At 60.2% G+C, this 16007-nt stretch carries 15 protein-coding genes and 1 CRISPR repeat array; of the genes, 6 read left to right on the top strand and 9 right to left on the bottom strand.

The genetic code is table 11. The features are described 5' to 3' along the window. Nucleotides 1-30: 30 nt before the first annotated feature. A CRISPR array of direct repeats spans nt 31-718; the repeat unit is 28 nt; unit sequence TTTCTAAGCTGCCTACCCGGCAGATAAC. A gap of 130 nt (nt 719-848) precedes the next feature. Genes cas6f through csy1 form a run of 4 tightly spaced genes read right to left on the bottom strand, consistent with a single transcriptional unit; the run spans nt 849 to nt 4605 of the window. Then, nucleotides 849-1412, bottom strand: coding sequence for a type I-F CRISPR-associated endoribonuclease Cas6/Csy4 (gene cas6f, locus AC3VI7_RS09150; RefSeq protein ID WP_489671180.1), 564 nt, complete (start codon nt 1410-1412; stop codon nt 849-851). Nucleotides 1413-1416: 4 nt separating this feature from the next. After that, nucleotides 1417-2466: a type I-F CRISPR-associated protein Csy3 gene (gene csy3, locus AC3VI7_RS09145; RefSeq protein ID WP_489671179.1), complete on the bottom strand. Its 1050-nt coding sequence runs from the start codon at nt 2464-2466 to the stop codon at nt 1417-1419. 17 nt (nt 2467-2483) lie between these two features. Further along, complete coding sequence (csy2, locus tag AC3VI7_RS09140; protein ID WP_489671178.1) at nt 2484-3476, bottom strand: type I-F CRISPR-associated protein Csy2; 993 nt, start codon at nt 3474-3476, stop codon at nt 2484-2486. Beyond that, the gene (gene csy1 / locus AC3VI7_RS09135) at nt 3466-4605 is read right to left on the bottom strand and encodes a type I-F CRISPR-associated protein Csy1 (RefSeq protein ID WP_489671471.1); all 1140 of its coding nucleotides are present in this window, start codon (nt 4603-4605) and stop codon (nt 3466-3468) included. The genes csy2 and csy1 overlap by 11 nt, the downstream gene beginning before the upstream one ends. Between csy1 and AC3VI7_RS09130 the strand changes: the two genes are divergently transcribed. Genes AC3VI7_RS09130 through AC3VI7_RS09120 form a run of 3 tightly spaced genes read left to right on the top strand, consistent with a single transcriptional unit; the run spans nt 4495 to nt 5332 of the window. Beyond that, complete coding sequence (locus tag AC3VI7_RS09130) at nt 4495-4821, top strand: hypothetical protein (protein WP_489671472.1); 327 nt, start codon at nt 4495-4497, stop codon at nt 4819-4821. The two genes, csy1 and AC3VI7_RS09130, sit on opposite strands and share 111 nt — an antisense overlap. 38 nt (nt 4822-4859) lie before the next feature. Further along, nucleotides 4860-5150 carry a nucleotidyltransferase family protein gene (locus tag AC3VI7_RS09125; protein WP_489671176.1) on the top strand — a complete coding sequence of 97 codons (291 nt, stop codon included), beginning with the start codon at nt 4860-4862 and terminating at the stop codon, nt 5148-5150. Beyond that, the gene (locus tag AC3VI7_RS09120) at nt 5147-5332 is read left to right on the top strand and encodes a HepT-like ribonuclease domain-containing protein (protein WP_489671175.1); all 186 of its coding nucleotides are present in this window, start codon (nt 5147-5149) and stop codon (nt 5330-5332) included. Before AC3VI7_RS09125 ends, AC3VI7_RS09120 begins: the two co-directional genes overlap by 4 nt. A gap of 142 nt (nt 5333-5474) precedes the next feature. On the opposite strand, the gene cas3f is transcribed toward AC3VI7_RS09120, so the two are convergent. After that, a complete protein-coding gene (cas3f, locus tag AC3VI7_RS09115) occupies nt 5475-8813 on the bottom strand; it encodes a type I-F CRISPR-associated helicase Cas3f (protein ID WP_489671174.1) in 3339 nt (1112 codons plus the stop codon). Continuing rightward, nucleotides 8810-9811 (bottom strand): type I-F CRISPR-associated endonuclease Cas1f, encoded by a 1002-nt coding sequence (cas1f, locus tag AC3VI7_RS09110; protein WP_489671173.1) that lies wholly within the window; start codon nt 9809-9811, stop codon nt 8810-8812. Before cas1f ends, cas3f begins: the two co-directional genes overlap by 4 nt. A gap of 110 nt (nt 9812-9921) precedes the next feature. On the opposite strand from cas1f, the gene AC3VI7_RS09105 reads away from it, so the two are divergent. After that, nucleotides 9922-12096 carry an EAL domain-containing protein gene (locus tag AC3VI7_RS09105; protein ID WP_489671470.1) on the top strand — a complete coding sequence of 725 codons (2175 nt, stop codon included), beginning with the start codon at nt 9922-9924 and terminating at the stop codon, nt 12094-12096. On the opposite strand, the gene crcB is transcribed toward AC3VI7_RS09105, so the two are convergent. Genes crcB through gloB form a run of 3 tightly spaced genes read right to left on the bottom strand, consistent with a single transcriptional unit; the run spans nt 12086 to nt 14819 of the window. Then, entirely contained in the window at nt 12086-12466 is a 381-nt protein-coding gene (gene crcB, locus AC3VI7_RS09100) for a fluoride efflux transporter CrcB (protein WP_489668982.1), read from the bottom strand. The two genes, AC3VI7_RS09105 and crcB, sit on opposite strands and share 11 nt — an antisense overlap. Further along, nucleotides 12466-14049, bottom strand: coding sequence for a transglycosylase SLT domain-containing protein (locus AC3VI7_RS09095; RefSeq protein WP_489668981.1), 1584 nt, complete (start codon nt 14047-14049; stop codon nt 12466-12468). Before AC3VI7_RS09095 ends, crcB begins: the two co-directional genes overlap by 1 nt. Then, nucleotides 14046-14819, bottom strand: coding sequence for a hydroxyacylglutathione hydrolase (gene gloB / locus AC3VI7_RS09090; protein WP_489668980.1), 774 nt, complete (start codon nt 14817-14819; stop codon nt 14046-14048). The genes AC3VI7_RS09095 and gloB overlap by 4 nt, the downstream gene beginning before the upstream one ends. Before the next feature lie 9 nt (nt 14820-14828). Between gloB and AC3VI7_RS09085 the strand changes: the two genes are divergently transcribed. Then, nucleotides 14829-15623, top strand: coding sequence for a class I SAM-dependent methyltransferase (locus AC3VI7_RS09085; protein WP_489668979.1), 795 nt, complete (start codon nt 14829-14831; stop codon nt 15621-15623). Nucleotides 15624-15633: 10 nt separating this feature from the next. Continuing rightward, nucleotides 15634-16007, top strand: a 374-nt coding sequence (gene rnhA, locus AC3VI7_RS09080; RefSeq protein WP_489671469.1) for a ribonuclease HI, incomplete at its 3' end; no start/stop codon positions are given.

Raw genomic sequence — 16007 nt, 5'->3', positions numbered from 1 at the left:
CAGCAGCAGCAAATCTTGGTGAACCTGCAATTTCTAAGCTGCCTACCCGGCAGATAACGCACGTCGAATCGACAAGCCGGGCGATGCTTATTTCTAAGCTGCCTACCCGGCAGATAACAAGCAGTATTTTGAGGACATCGGGGCCTCGAATTTCTAAGCTGCCTACCCGGCAGATAACGGCGGCGGAGGTCTTGGTACTGTCGCTTTGCTTTTCTAAGCTGCCTACCCGGCAGATAACTAGCTCATATTTGCTGTTGAGTGTCGCTATAATTTCTAAGCTGCCTACCCGGCAGATAACTCGTCTCCGCTTTACATCGGGGTCTGACGCATTTTCTAAGCTGCCTACCCGGCAGATAACGCATGATCAAGCATGCCTCGTCGGATGTGCGCTTTCTAAGCTGCCTACCCGGCAGATAACCGCGATCAGATCAAGCCAGCCGCGCAGTGGTCTTTCTAAGCTGCCTACCCGGCAGATAACGGCACAGGCTTCTTCTTGATATAACTGTGCTATTTCTAAGCTGCCTACCCGGCAGATAACGACAGATAACGCGGTTTTTGGCTATCAAGAGCTTTCTAAGCTGCCTACCCGGCAGATAACATGGCAGCCTCAGCATTATTACGACGAGCAACTTTCTAAGCTGCCTACCCGGCAGATAACCTTGCGGAAGCGGGCCGAACTACGGCCCTTATTTTCTAAGCTGCCTACCCGGCAGATAACTAGACGCTTTGGCAAGCAAGTGCTTGATGCGGAACGCATTTTTGCACAAAGAGGCGCGGTGCCCAAAATTTTGGGGGCACCGCTAAGTTGTTGATTTTTAAGGAACTTGAGGGATGGGGCTGGAAAAGGGTCAGAACCAAGGCACGGTGGCGGTGGGGCTGAGGCCGTAGGCGTTGAAGGGGCCTGGTCGAGGGGAGGGCAGCAGGGGGCCGTGGTCGATGTAGAGCGGGAAGCTTTGCCCGGTGCTGGTGCTGCGCAGCGTCACGTAGGGCAAATCAAGCCATTCGGCAGCGGCGTCGGGAATGCGGGCGAGGGCGGCTTGGGGGTCCAAGCCTTGGCGGCGCATCAAACGGCGGCGCAGTCGTTCGGGGTTGCTTTGAACCTGTACACGGCGCACCACGCGGTGTTGAGCATCCGTAGGCACTGCCGTGACTGCGCCTTGTTCAACGTGGTCACGCATACCTGTGAGCCAAGAAGTTGCCATCAGCGCCTTCAAGGCGGCTTGGCTGCCATGCAGGCGTAGGCGGTGCCCCAAGTGCGGTGCTTTGGGCTCCACCCCCGGAAAACTCACCCCGATGTCTGTACTGCCCTGCGCCACCAAGGCGCGGTGCAACTTGGCAAACAGCGCATTCATCAGCTGATGGGGCGCAAATTCGGGGTCCGCCAGCAAGTCGAGATCGACGTGGTGGTCCATGGTCTTAGTCCTTGCCTGCGTCACCGAACACGCCACCGCGAATCAGCGTGGCCATCACAAAGTGCTGTTGCGCAGGCGTGGGCACTTGGTCTTTGATCAGCCAGCCGTCAAGCAAAGTGTAGAAATCAGCCTTTTCCTTGGGTTGCCGATAGGCCTTGCCTTGGGTCGTGACCGAGCCGTAGGGCTCGACTGCAATCGGTCCCAACTCGCCTTCGCCAGCGCCGGGGTACCAGGTGTCGATGGTGCGCAGAGCGTTGCCCAGTTTTTGCGAGTGCATCCCGGCGATGCCCGCCACTGTGTAGAGCGTCTTGCTCTTCTTGGTCTTTTCTTTGTCGAGGATGAGTTCCTGCGAAGGAAACACTTCTTGCCCCGCACCGGCACGCACAAAGCCGGTGATTTGCAGCAGCACATGGCGGCTGCCTGCTAGACCATCGCTGATCAGTTGGGTCAATTCGGCCAGCGCAGCGTCTGCGGTGGGGCTTGAGGCTTCAAAGTGGCGCAACGAGAGCGCCAAGGCATCAAAAATCCACGTGCGTGCCGCTTGGCCATCGACCCATTCCGACACATGAACTTCGACTTGTTCGGCCCCCACACGGTTGCGCCAGAGGAAACGGCCATTGGCCAGGTTGTGGGCATAACGCCGAGCCAACTCACCAAAGCCTTGAGCTTGGACATAGCCCGCGACCGTGCCCAGCAACTTGCGTTGGTAGTCGGCGTTGTTGCACGCCGAGGGCGTCCCCGCGCCACCCAGCACCCGCAAGGTGAAACTTGCTTTGAGCGTGTCGGCATCGCTGGGCAACATCGCCACGTCCACCGTTTGCAGGTTGGGGCTTTCGATGGCGGCATCGAGCTTGGCGGGGTCTTGATCTTTGGTCTTCAGGCGGTTCGAGATGGTGCCGCGCACCGACTTCTCCCGCACCACCACCGCTGGCCAGCCTGAGCTGGCAGCGCGTTCATTCCATGAACCCGCAAAGAACAGCGCATCCGATGGATCGAGCTTGCGCTCAAAGGCCAAGACGGAAGCTGTTTTGAGCGTTGCAGAGGTTGTAGCCATGAAAAAACTCCTTGGATTTAGTCAATGTAGGAATCGAGATCGGTCTCGGGGTTGTACGCAGCGGGCGTAGACGGGGGCTGATAAGCGTTGACGCAGCGGTACAGCCCGGTGGTGTCGTCAAAGTGGGTTCGCCACATCAGCCGGTCGATGTCTTGGATGCGGTGCGGGCTGACCCATTGGCCGATGCTGTAGACGCACTCCACAAATTGGAAAGGTACGCTGGCATCGCGCACCCCTGCCACCGTGCCGGAGGGGTGTAGCGCCGATAAAGCAGCAAAACCCACGGGGATCGGCACCAGCCAACCTTCGCGTTTATCCATGGCCCACGTCACCTGATCGGCTTCTGCGGTGGCGCGGTGGTTCAGACGGGACAGATCCAGCCAAGCATCCAGCACCGTGGCCTCGGGTTGCTGGGTTTGTAGCTCAGCAAGCCGGGTCTGCAACAGATCGTCGCGTGACACCAGGGCAAAACCGGGCAACCAGTGGCGGCTTAAACGGCGTAGGTGTTGGGTGTGTTGGGTGACCAATTGCGCACGGGGTGGGCGTTGAAAAGCACCGGGTAGCGGTGGCATCACACTGCCGCCCGCCAGGCGCATGCCGGCGACTTGTTCATGGATCTCAGCAGCCAGTCGGCGGCGTTCGGTCTCTGCGATCAGCGCAGAGTCAAGGCGCACATCAAACACCAACGTCACGTCCAGATGGACCCGGCCTTCTTCCACGATGGCGGCGGTGCTGCCGTCTTGCAACACCGGGTTGCGCGTCAGGTTGAAGCTGCGGGTGTAGCCACCATGGGCCACCTGCGGCTCAAAGCCGTGGCAGATCACACCGACACCGTGAAAGCTGATACCCGCTGCACGGCCCAGCTTGCGTTCTAGCGCCGTCATGAACCCCATGAAGGCTGTGATGGCCGGAAAGCCCCAGGTCATCGGGCTGGAAATGGCGTTGGCGTTTTGCACCCGCAAGCGCGGCAAAACCAGCAGTGCTTGGGCCTCGTTCTGTTCAGTCAGCATCGCGACCCTCCCGTTCGTCTTCTTGGATCAGCTCTTGCATCTCGTTGCGCCAGGCTATGAATTCCGGGTCACCCATGGGCAAGGGGTTGAGCAGTTGCGCGTTGAGCCAGTTGGCAAAGGCACGGCTGATGCGCTCAGCCGTGTCAGCAGGTGTGATGGGCGTGGGGCGTTCTAGGGCGGCATCCGCTTGGGCGCAACCTGCGGGGTCCAGCCAACGGGTTTCAGCGTCGCTCAAATGGCAATCGGGCGACTGGCTCCACCCCGCTGGCAGGCTGCGCAGTTCGGCCGTGAATTGCAAAAAATCATCGATCAAGGCACTGACCCATTCGTCCCGACGCTGGCGGGTGGCAAGGTTGCGTGCTGGGTCGGATTTCAAAAAAGCCAACAAAGCCTTGAGGTTTTGTTTCACCTCGGGCCGACGGCTGTAGCGGTGAAACATTGACTCTGTTTTCAGCAACGGCTGAATCTCAGCCGAGCGCCAAACGGGCGGTAGGGACGCCAGCAAGTTGTTGTTGCCGCGCCGTTCGCTGTTGAGCTGGCTGATGTTCTGCGGTTTGGTGCCCCCAAGCTGCTGAATGGCGAGTTGTGGGTATTCATGCACCGCCCGTTCGCTGAACGTACCGGCCTTTTTTGCCTCACGCGCAGCCTTGGCCGCGTCGCTAAAGCGGTCGTCTTGCAAGGTTTCATACACCCGGTGCGCCAGTGAGCTGGCGTAGAGCGGTGCCAGAAGCCGGTAACTCGCATCGTCATGCGGGTCTGTGCCCGTCAACCAGTAAAGCTGCTTGGCCAAGGTGTGGGAGCTTGGAACTTTGCATCGAAGGGTTTCTATACGGGCAAAGGCATCAAGCCATGCTTCACCTTCAGCAGGTTCGTCGCTGAAGGCTGCCATCAAGTCGGCATCTCTACGACGAACCAGATCCAGCAGCGTTTGACCGTGAAACTCCAAGGTCAAAAAGGCAAAGACATCCAAGGCTGCGGCATCGCCCGTCGCATCGTCATTAAACCGCTCACCTAGAACATGACTCCCGACGAGACCATGCCGAGACATGGTGTTCGGTGTGACGTAAAGATTCGTGGCTTCATAAACCTTTGGGTCTGGATGAACGGCTTTAACGGTGTGGGTGACCAACTGAATCCGCGACACGCGTTGCGCCGCGCTGCTCAGCCACACGCTTCGGTTGAAGCGATCACGCTTCTTTTGTCGTTCAAGGACGGTTTTTTCCTCGTCACCTTTGAGTTTCTCAAGCTGCGTATCAAGCCGCTTCGTCAAGAAGTCTTGGATGACAGTGCGCAGTTCTGCCTGCCGTTGGTGATCGGTGTTGGGCATCCAGGTTCCTCCCCGTGATTGCTAGAGTCAGCTTTATAAATCATCATGAGCGCCCTATGAAGCCTTCCATCGCCCTACAGCAGCACCGCGCTGATATTCGCGAGGTTGCCAGCCATTTCGCCGTCGCCAATCCGCGTGTCTTTGGCTCGGTCCTTCATGGGCAGGATGCCGAGGGCAGCGACCTTGATTTATTGGTGGATGCTTGGCCGGGCACCACCTTATTTGACCTTGGATGCCTTCAAGTCGCCTTGGAAGAACTGCTGGGTATTTCGGTCGATCTGTTGACCCCACAGGACTTGCCCGCCAAGTTCCGTGACAGTGTGCTGGCCGAAGCGCGACCTGTATGACCGTTTCTCACCGCTTGATCGATTACATCGATCACATGTTGGAAGCTGCTCAGCAGGCATGCATCTATCTTGAAGGGTTGAATAAGACTGACTTCCTGAGCGACAAACGTACGCAGCAAGCGGTCATTCTGAATTTGGTCATTCTGGGTGAGGCTTGTCACCAAGATCCTTCACCAGCATGAAGCCTTTGCCGTGATGCATCCGGAGGTGCCGTGGCGCAGCATGAAAGGCATGCGAAACCGTCTTGCCTGCGCTCAGGCGCGTGGCTATGAACTTGGATGACGGCTCCAGCGATGCGGCGGGGTAAGTCGCATCGCAGTCGCCTCACTTGTTCTTCGTGAACCCAAGGGCGGGGTGGAAGCGCCAGCCGTTGTCGTGGTCAGGCAGGGTCACCGTGCCGAATTTGGTGGCGCACGTTGTCAGCGGCATATCCATCTCAGCGGCCAGTGCGGTCAAGGCTTGCATGTAGTCGGTGATGCCCCAGGGGCTGATGCGTGGGCCTTCGACCTGAGTGTCAGGAATGCGGTGATTCTTGGCCTTCTCCACCTTCACCGACATGGCCTCGCCATGGCGGCCACCTTTTTTCTTCATCCACTGCACCAGCTCGTAATCGGTCTCGTCTTCCACGGGGTTCAGTGTCAGATCGACCTTGGGCACCGGGTCATGGCGGAAGGGCTGATGTTGGGGCAGAACGGCAGTGAGCAGGGCGTCTTTGGGCGGTAGTGACCACCATAGGCCTGCCTTCAAGCGCATCGTGGCTTCGATCCGAACGTGTTCGAGATCCACCAAACGATGTTTGGGTTCGGGTTTGACGGGGGCTTGAATGCGAGGGATGGCGTTGATCACATCGCGCTCGTGGGGGGCCAGCAGGGTGGTCAGGGTGTGCGAGCTCAACAGCGAGTTTTTGGTCTCAAAGCCGGGTTTGCAAAACGCGGGCTCTTGGGGTGGCTGTTGGGGTGATTGTTGGGGGTTGTGAAAATGGCGCAGGTTGCTATCAAACACCCGCAAGTTGGGTGTGAGGCATGCGCCGGAGCGATGCCGTCGCACGCGGCCAGCAAGCTGGATCAGCGAGCGCATCGAAGAGGGTTCCACCACGGCCCAGTCGTAGTCATGATCTCGGCCGACTTCGGTCACGGGTGAGCCCAGCACGATGAAGAGTTGATCGGTTTCCGGGGACGTATCGAGTCGCTGGCGGATGTCTGGCAGAGCAAACACCGCCTCAGGCTGACGGCGATTCAAGGCTTGGTCGAGTTGTTGCTCGATGGTGGAGCGGATCAACAGCGGAAACTGTGAGTGATAGGTGCAGAGATGAATGCGCAGACCCTCGGGCGCACCTTGTTGGTAAAGCGCCAGCGCCACATCCACCAGCGGCTCAATGTTGGCCATGCGGATCAGACCAAAGCTGACCCGTTTGCCGCTTTGCGGGTCGGTGCTGTGGTGCTCGCTGTGCAGCGCGAGGGCGGCCTCGCGGGCGAGTTGGGCAAAACGAGTGGCATGGTCACTGCGTTTCAAGCGGCTTAAATCCAGCGCAGCCAAGGTGCAGCGGCGGCGTACTTCGGCACTGGCGAGGCGCTGTTGCCGCTTGGCGGTAAAGCCCTGATGCGCCACGGTGAAGGCGTTCAGATCAGCGCAGTCGGTCTGAGCTTGGGTGAACTCATCCACCCACGCGCAGCAAATCTCGGGCGGACGAGCCCCAGCGTGCTCACCCCGGTTGCGCTCGAAATGTTGGCGGCCATGGTGATAAGCCTCGAACAGGCCTTGCACCAAGGCTGGGGGCAAGGTGGCTGAGGACAACAGCACCCGTGCCCCCAACAGACCAGCCCAATGCACCAGCCGTGTCAGGGCAGGCAAGTCGCTGAGGTCAAAGTCGTCCGGTTCATCCAGCACCAAGTCACTGCTCATGAGCCGCAACATGGGGGCGATTTGATGACCACCGCGTGAGCTTTCGGTGGCAGGCGTGAGGTGATCAATGGTGCAAACCAGCACCGGCGCACTCAGCATGGCGCGCACCTGCGGGTCGTGCATCACCCGTCGCAGGAGGGGATGGGTGTCGTCGTTGCCTTCAAAAACCACATGGCTGTCTTCATCCAAGAGTTTTTGACTGGAGGCGGAACCGCTGGCTTCGGCTTGCTGTTCGTGATGCTCAAACAAGGCTCTGCTGGCTGAACCCCCGACGCGGATGGCCAAGTCGTCATCGCTCAAGTTCAGCAGATCCCGAAAAGCTCGCCCGGTTTGGAGCGTCAAGGTCCGCAAACCCATGGCAAAAGCGCAGCGCATGCCTTGCTCAGGATCGGCCAGCGCGTACATGATCCGCGCATTGGCGAGGGTTTTGCCGCAGCCGGTCGAGGCCATGTTGACGATGAATGCGCCGTGTTGGCGGGAGCGCTTTTGCATGCCAGAGGCCATTTCAGCGGCCTTGTCCTGCCAACGGAAGCGTTCGTCCTGCGAGCGCTTGCGCAAGCCCTTGTGGCGCGCCAGTCGGGCCAGATGATCTTCAAAACGGGGCAGGGCCAACGTCACTTCACAGCTGTGCTGGGTGACACCCAAAAGGTGTTCGTCCAAGGTTTGATTGAACGTGCTGGACTTGCCTGAGCCGCCTTCGGTATTGGCATAGAGCGGATAGCCCGGCGTCCCCTGAATCCGTTCAGGATTCCTCTGTCCTTTGACCTGCGCTGTGAGGCTGGAGTAGTGATGGTCGGCCAGCATCAGGCACAGCCGTGAGACGTGCATCACATAGGGGTTTCCCAGCCACTCATTTGGTGCTTGAGCGTTGCTGCTGCGTAGCGCGTACAGCTTGAGCAGTCGCTGCGCCAATCGCTGTGCCCGTTTGCGCCACAGCGCGGTCGTGACCGGCAAGCCATGCTCGAAATGCCAGTACGGTGTGATGACCTTGGGATCTTGGCTGCTGGGTGTTTCGTTCCAATGGGCGTCGATCCGCAGCAGCACGTTGTCCAACCAGCTGCGTTGGAACGTTTCCCCGCTGGGCAACATGGGCAAGCGATGGTGGGTCACCACCAGCCAGCCAATCGCTTGAGCCAGTGGCGCATGGGCCAGTTTGGCAAAGGGCGCTGTGACATGGCTATCGAGTCCATCGCGTTGTAAGCGCCCCAGCCAAGCAGCATCGTCCGTGGGCTGAGGGTCCGCCAGTCGAGCCAGCCAGACCGCATCGCTGTCTTCACCCACAAAAGCCTCGAACAGGCGCAGCGAGACCCATTCATGCCGATATTGGTTGCGCTCCAAGCCCATCTCACCCCGCAAGCGCGCTTGAAAAGCGGCGCTGGCTTTGCCGAGGTCGTGCAACAAGGCGGCCAGCCCGGTCAGCAGGTGGATGTCTTCCCCACTGTGCCAGTCGTTCTCGTCCTGGCGGCGCAGGATGTTGCGGGTGGTGGTGTTGGTCGGTACCGCACCTTGGCTGCTGAAACGACTGGCATCACCCACGATCCAAAGCAGTTCGCTGTGATCCAAGCCCCGAATCCAGTGACACGCCACCGCTGTGTTTTTGCGGGCTGTTTTCTTCAGCAGTCGGCGCAGGGTGTCCAGTCCGTCTTGGGTGATGGGGGTTTGCCAAGTGCGCTCGCCGCGCCGTTCAGCAAACTGATCCAAGACGCGGCGCGTTTCCGTCAAGGCTCGCTTGTCGCACTCCGAGATGAGCAAGATGTTCATGACGTCGCCTTTTCATGGTGCTCTTGAGCCTGTCGCCCGATCTTGGTGGCCACGGCCTTCAAGGTGTCGATCATGAAATCGAGTGATTCGCTGCGGGTCAGGGTTTCGATACACGCTTGGCGAAACTCTTGCTCGCTGTCGCCGCGCATGGCTGAGATAAAGGCTTGAGGCAGGATCACCGCATCCTTGACCAGATCGGCCACATCAAACACCAATCCGCCCCGACGTGTTTTGCCATGCAAAACCGCCAAACCGTGCGGCAAACCCAGCACCCATGTGGCGGTCGCCCCCAAGCCATAGGCCAAGTAGTTGCCGTGATCAAGAAACTGGTTGGCGTTGTCGGTGCTTTGGCCGCGCTGGCTGCGCACGAACTCACCGTACTTCGTGGCTTGGCTTGCCAGCCGATAGAGCTGCTTGGTGAGGCGGCCCTCTTCGGTCAGCAAGTTCATGTGATCCGGTGCGGATGCGATGGCTTGCAATGAGGCGGTCAACAACGCATCCAATCCCGATATATCGGGTTCGAAATGTTGCGCCTTGAGCCGAGGGTTGCGGCTCCAAGACTGTCGCACTTGCTCCAGCCGAATCCGCTGAAAAGCTTTGGCCGCTTCAAGGCGCAGAGCATCGTCGAACCAAAAACGCACCCAGTGCTGGAGGTATTCCGTCGGCCGGTACTCGCTCTGGGGCGACAACCAAGCGATGTCCAGATCCATCTCGGTGCTGGCAAACAGCGGTGTACCGCCGCCGCCGCAAAACCCCACCAAAACGCCTGCTTTGGCCAATTCACGCATGGCCGCTTGGGTCAGCGAAGTGCCTGTACCCAAAAGCACGGTGGTGGTGTTAGCGATCGGAATGTTCCAGTACAGCGAGCGCTGACCTTTTTCGGTCACGTACTCGACCCGACCACCATTGACCAGCACTCGGCAATGCTCCAAGTAATAGATGTTGGCGCGCTTTGAATGCAGGATCGATTTCAGATCGCTAGGCGTGATGTCATCCATGAGAACCCTCTCCCTCAAGAAGGCCTCAAATATGCCGCAACCCCGCTGACTGATCGTTGTTCCCATCGCTTTGGGGGATCGTTTGAGCTGAATGGGGGTTACGTTTTGAGATGTGTTGTCTACTTCGGGTTGGTCAACACATCTTGAGTGAGTCCGCCATGGTCAGCACCGCTGAAGAGAAAACCGCTGAAACGGGCCAATCCAGCCAAACATCGTGGTCGGTGGGGGCCTACGGGCCGCAGGCGGGTGCGTTGTTGAGCGATTTTCAGCCGAGTTTGGCGCGTTTTGTCGAGCATGTGGTCGAGCTGTTTTACCGCCGCTTGATGACCAAGCCCGAGGCGGCAAAGGTGCTGCATTGGCTCGCCCCGGCCGAAATGAGCCATCTACGCGATGCGCAGCGGCGGCATTTGGAAGCGATTCTGGCCCCGGATTTGACCGCCGAGGAGCACCACCGCCTCGCGGTGGCTGTGGGCATGCGCCATGTGAATGTGGGCTTGTCGCTGGGTATGTTGAGCGATGCTTCGCTGCTCTATGCCCAAACCATCGGTGAAGGTTTGGTGGCCGAAGATCCTGCGGTTTTGCAGAGTCATTTGCCGTTGCATCTGGTGCTCAACCAGCGCTTTCAACACGATCTTATCGGCCAGCTCGACGCCTTTGCGCAGTGGGAACACGCCCGCTTGGCCTTGCTGGAAGATGTGGTGATGCTGGGCTACGAGGCCAGTCATGTGCTGGATTACGTTCAACAGGTGCTGGCCACGGTGCAGGATCAAGGCGAGGTGGTGGGTGTGGCGCTGGGCGGTATCCGCAACGGCACCTATCGCCATTTGCTGGCCACAGGGCAGGTGCTGTACGACGCCGAAGAGGGCGTCTATCCGACGGTGGCCGCACCTTATCTGCAACAAGCGTGGTTTGACGAAAAGCCGCTGGTCATTGCGAGTGTGGCGCAGACCGAGTTGTTGACGCCTGAGCTGCAAGCCGAGTGCGAGCGCCTAGGGGTTCGCTCGATGGGCTTGTGGCCGACCCGCAGCGCTCAGGGTGCGCCGGATGCCTGTTTGTTTGTCTTCAGCCGCTGGCCGGGCCACTTTGCCAACCCCACCCAGCAGCGCTACTGGCAACGTCTGGCCGATCAAATCGGCATGACCATGGAAGGGCTGGCGCGTCACGGTGGCAAGCGGCGGCATCGGTTGAGCGACGGGCTGCATTACCGCCACTTGCTGGCCCAAGGGCGCGTCAAGATGCATTACCAGCCCATCGTGGACCCACGCCAACAACGGGTGGTGAAGGTCGAGGCGCTGGCGCGGCTGCAAAACGGCGCTGGCGACGATGCCAGCATCATCTCGCCTGATAAGTTCTTGGCGGCCTTCGGTGCCACTCAGTTGCTCGACCTGTTTGAGGCCACCTTGGCCAAGAGCATCGAAGACATGGCGCGGCCCGAGTTGGCCGGCGTGCATGCCAGCGTGAATTTGCCCACCGAAGTGATGCGCCAAACCGACTGGCTGCTTAGCCTGCCCGAGCGCGTCGCGCGTCTGGGGGGCGACGCGCGGCGCATCGGCTTCGAGATCATCGAATCAGCCTTGACCGATGACCCGTTGATGCTCGACGCCTTGCGCGCTCTGCGTGACGCTGGCTTCTCGATCCTGCTTGACGACGTGGGCTCGGGGGAGTCTTCGCTGCTGCGGCTGGCGACCTTGCCAATCACCGGCATCAAGATTGATCAGAGCTTTGTGCGCCCGCTGCAAAGCAACTTCGACAAGCTCGATTTCATCCTCACCTTGGCCCTGCTGGCCGAGCAGCGCGGCTTGGACTGTGTGGCCGAAGGGGTCGAAACCGCCGGGATCTACGACATGCTCGGCAGCCTTGACCGGCTTTTGCTTCAGGGCTACGCCATCGCCCGGCCGATGCGCGCCGCCGATCTTGGGGCGTGGATGGAAACTTTCGAGCGCCGGCCGACACCGATCTTTCCCAACTCACTGCACGGCTGGTACAGCCGCCACGTGGCACGCTTGTTTGTGATGCGCCAAGCGCTGACGACCCTGACTGATTTGATCGACGTGAGCACCTTGTCCGATGCGACTTGCTGCCCACTGCATCCGATCCTTGCCCGTCTGGGCGGTGATGCTGAGCTGGAAGAGGCGCACATCGAATGGCACCGCGACTACGCCCGCTTTACAGCCATCGCCCGCGACGCCGTGGGCCACGATGAAGACCGCGACAAACTGCGCTTGGCCATGGATGCCTCTAAACAACGGCTGCGGCTTTTGGTGCAAAGCAAGGTCAGCGTCTGAGCCAAGCGACGGTGGCCAGGCCGAGCAGGGTCATGGTGAGGGAGCCGAAAAGGTGCAGGGCGATGGCGCTGGTGGCCCAGAGGAGACGCCCTTGTTGGAGGAGCGTGACCACCTCAGCGGAGAAGGTCGAAAAGGTGGTCAGACCGCCAAGGAAGCCGGTGATCACCAGCAAGCGCCACTCGGGGGCTAGACCGGGTTGAGTGGCAAAGACGGCCACAGCTACACCGATCAAGTAGCCGCCGATCAAATTGGCCGCCAGGGTGCCAGGGGGAACGGTGGGGAAGAGCGCGTTGAGCGCGGTGCCCAGCAACCAGCGTGATACCGCGCCGAGCGAGGCACCCACGCTGATGGCGAGGATCGAACTGAGCATCAGTTCTTGGTGGCGAGTTGGCGAACCACTGTGCCGATATGCCGCCGGTTAACCCGGCTGGACGAAGCGGCTACACGGCGCTCACGCAGATGCGCAACCCGTGCATGGCCCGTGATTTTGCCGCTGTGTTTGCGTCCACCCGCTTCGGGCATGAGATGCATGAAAGCGTTGTCGGCCAAATGCTCAGAGACGTTGTTTTCGCTGCGCAGTGCATCGCGTGCGACCAACAAGGTGGAGCCCGCTTGAATCAACATGCGCGGCGGAATGCTGTTGACTTCACGCAGTGCCGTTTCGTTCATGCCCGTGTGTTGCGCCACTTCACTCGGGGTCATCGTGCGGGGCGCAGTCCAGGCGGTCCAATGCGACAAAGCGCCTTGATAGACCACCAAATTGCGTAGAAAGCGGTCGGCATTGTCGAACGGCAGCAGCACTTGCGGCGTGCCAGCAGCCAAGATCACCGGCCGATTCAGCGAGGGATTGAGGCTTTGGAACTCGTCGCGGCTCAATTCAGCCAAACGAACCACCAAATCGACATCCATGTCACGCGTTACTGGCACGCTCAGAAAGTAGGGGTGATTCTCAAGCGCTGGCAAGCTCAAGGCGTAGCTCTGCGGCCGGTTGATCACGTTGCGAATCGCCAACAGCTTGGGCACGTAGTTGCGTGTCTCCTTGGGCATCGCCAAGCTGGCCAGATCGGTGGACCGCCCGGCCCGGCTGTTGCGCTGAAGGGCATGGCGCAGATTGCCTTCGCCCCAGTTGTAAGCCACCAAGGCGTGGGGCCACGTGCCAAATTTCTGCTTGAGCATGACCAAATAGTCGAGTGCCGCACGGGTCGAAGCCAGCACGTCACGCCGGTCGTCGCGAAACATGTTTTGCTTCAAGTCGAGATTGCGCCCGGTATGGGCCATGAATTGCCACATGCCGGTGGCTCGCGCTGAGGAGGTCGCTTGCGGGTTGAAGGCGCTCTCAATGAAAGGCAACAGGGCCAGCTCGGTGGGCATGCCCCGCTTTTGAACTTCTTCGACGATATGAAACAGATAACGCGAACCGCGCTCTAGGGCCTGCTTCAAATGATCCGCTTGGGCCGTGAAGCGTTGTTCGTGCTGCTGCACCAAACCTGTCATCCCGCCCATCGACCCCATGCCAAAGCCAGAGCGCACACGGGCCCACAAATCGGTGTGGATGCTCGGATCACTGAGATGTGGCAGGCGCTTGGGATCAATCGGGTCCACCGGGGACATGATGCCGCCCAGGGTTTCGATGGGCTCCGTGGGGGCGGACAGCAAGCCCGGGATCTCGGTGAACAGCGGGGCCAACAGCAAGGCTGGGGGCTGCTGCTGCTGCTGCGGCGGCGGCTCTAGGGTTTCTGGAGCTTCTAGGAGGGCTGGAACCGCCGCTACTACGGCATGCTCTTCGGGCCGCGCAAGCAGGGTGGGCACCGAGAGGGAAAGGACGGGGGCGGGGAGGGGAGAAACAAGACCTTCGGGATGGAAGGCGGCGTGGGCGGTGCCGAGACTGCTCAGCAGGGTGAAGACGGTGCCCAGCAAGAGGGCCAGCGGTTTAAGACGAAAGCAGGACGTCATCGGAAATGGTTCTTCCATTGGCGTAGAGCTGCGAACACTGACACTGGATCAGCGCTGTTCGCACCATGAGCCTGGGCTGCGGCGACCACGGCGGGCACGCTACAACGCAGGAACGGATTGATCTTGAGCTCGGTTTCGAGCCGGACAGGCAGGGTGCTTTCCCGTGCTGCCCGCCGCCGCTGACACAGTGCGACGTAGGTGACAAGGTGCGCATTATCGGGTTCGATAAGCTGCGCGAACCTTAAATTGGCCAAGGTGTACTCGTGGGCACAGCATATTTGCGTATCAGGAGGTAAAGCCACGAGACGCTGCAAGCTGTCGAACATCTGTGCGGGCGTGCCCTCGAACAAGCGCCCACAGCCGCCTGAAAACAGCGTGTCACCACAAAAAAGCAGGGGTGATGCATCCGGCACATCGACCACATAGGCTTGGTGATCCAAGGTGTGCCCCGGCACATCCATCACCCGCCAATCCAGCCCCAACCAGTTGAAATGCTGCCCATCCGCTGGGGTGGTGACCACGCCGGCTAAGCGCTCACGCGATGGGCCGTAGATCGGTATCTCACCCAGCGCGGCCCGCAAGCCATCCAACCCACCCATGTGATCGTTATGGTGATGCGTCACTAGAATCGCAACCAATCGCAAGGCATGCTCTTGCAGTGCGGCCAACACGGGTTCAGCCACCCCCGGATCGACCACGACAGCGTCTTGGCCGTCGTGCAGCAGCCAGATGTAGTTGTCGTCGAAAGCGGGCAGGGCAAGCAGTTTCATGCAGGAATCATGACTAAAGTCACGCCGATTATAGAGATTGACCCTTTACTGCCCCTCGGATGCCAAACCCCGCCGGGGCGCTACCTCTTGGCGTGGGAGCAAGCGTTGATGGACGATTGGGTCGGCGATCTGTTTGGTTTTCATGCCGTGCAGCTTGGCTGGCCGGCGCTTGAAGGTCTGCGGACCAACCGCATGCCCCACCGCTGGCGGGTGGATGACGAGGACAGTCCGATCAGTCGCCATGCAGCGCTGCGGGCCAACTTCGATACCCTGCCGTTCCCCTCGGCCAGCTTGGACCTGATGCTGATGCCGCACACCCTGGAGTTGGCGCGCGACCCGCACCATACCCTGCGCGAGGCTGAACGCGTGTTGATGGCTGACGGGCGACTCATCTTGATCGGCTTCAATCCAGTGGGCCTTTGGGCTTGGCAGCGCCAGCGCCCGGATGGGGTGTCTGCCGTGACACGCTCGGCTTGGATCGGTCCTCGGCGTGTCCGTGATTGGTTGCATTTGCTCGGGTTCGAGATTGAGCAAGAGCGCTTTGGCTGCTACCGGCCGCCGCTTATGAGCCAAGCCTGGTTGGATCGTTGTGCTTGGCTGGACCGGGTTGGCGCGCATGCTTGGCCGGTGCTGGGTGCCGTCTACGCCATCGAGGCGGTCAAGCGCGTGCGCGGCATGCATCTGATCCATCCACGTCGCACCACGCCTTTGCGTCCCGTGCCGGCCACCGCCACGACTTGGCGCGGCACCACCACCACCACCCCATCGACAACACCGCGACAATCTCACTCCGAACCCCACTGAGCCCCCGCGTATGACGACTTCCACCGCTGCTGCACCGACTTCGCCCCCCAAGATCGCTCGCCCCGAGGTGGTGATCTACACCGACGGTGCTTGCAAGGGCAACCCCGGCCGAGGCGGCTGGGGCGCTTGGCTTCAGAACGGGGCCCATCAAAAGGAACTGTTTGGCGGTGAGGCGCTCACCACCAACAACCGCATGGAGCTCACCGCCGTGATTGAGGCGCTGGCCAGCTTGAAGCGCAACTGCAACATCACGATCCACACCGACAGCGAGTACGTGCGCAACGGCATCATGACGTGGATCCACGGCTGGAAGAAACGCGGCTGGAAGACGGCCGACGGCAAGCCGGTGAAGAACATGGATCTGTGGCAACGCCTTGAAGCGCT

The organism is Leptothrix toolikensis (SeqCode), from assembly GCF_057922285.1.
This window is presented reverse-complemented; position numbering and strand designations above follow the sequence as displayed.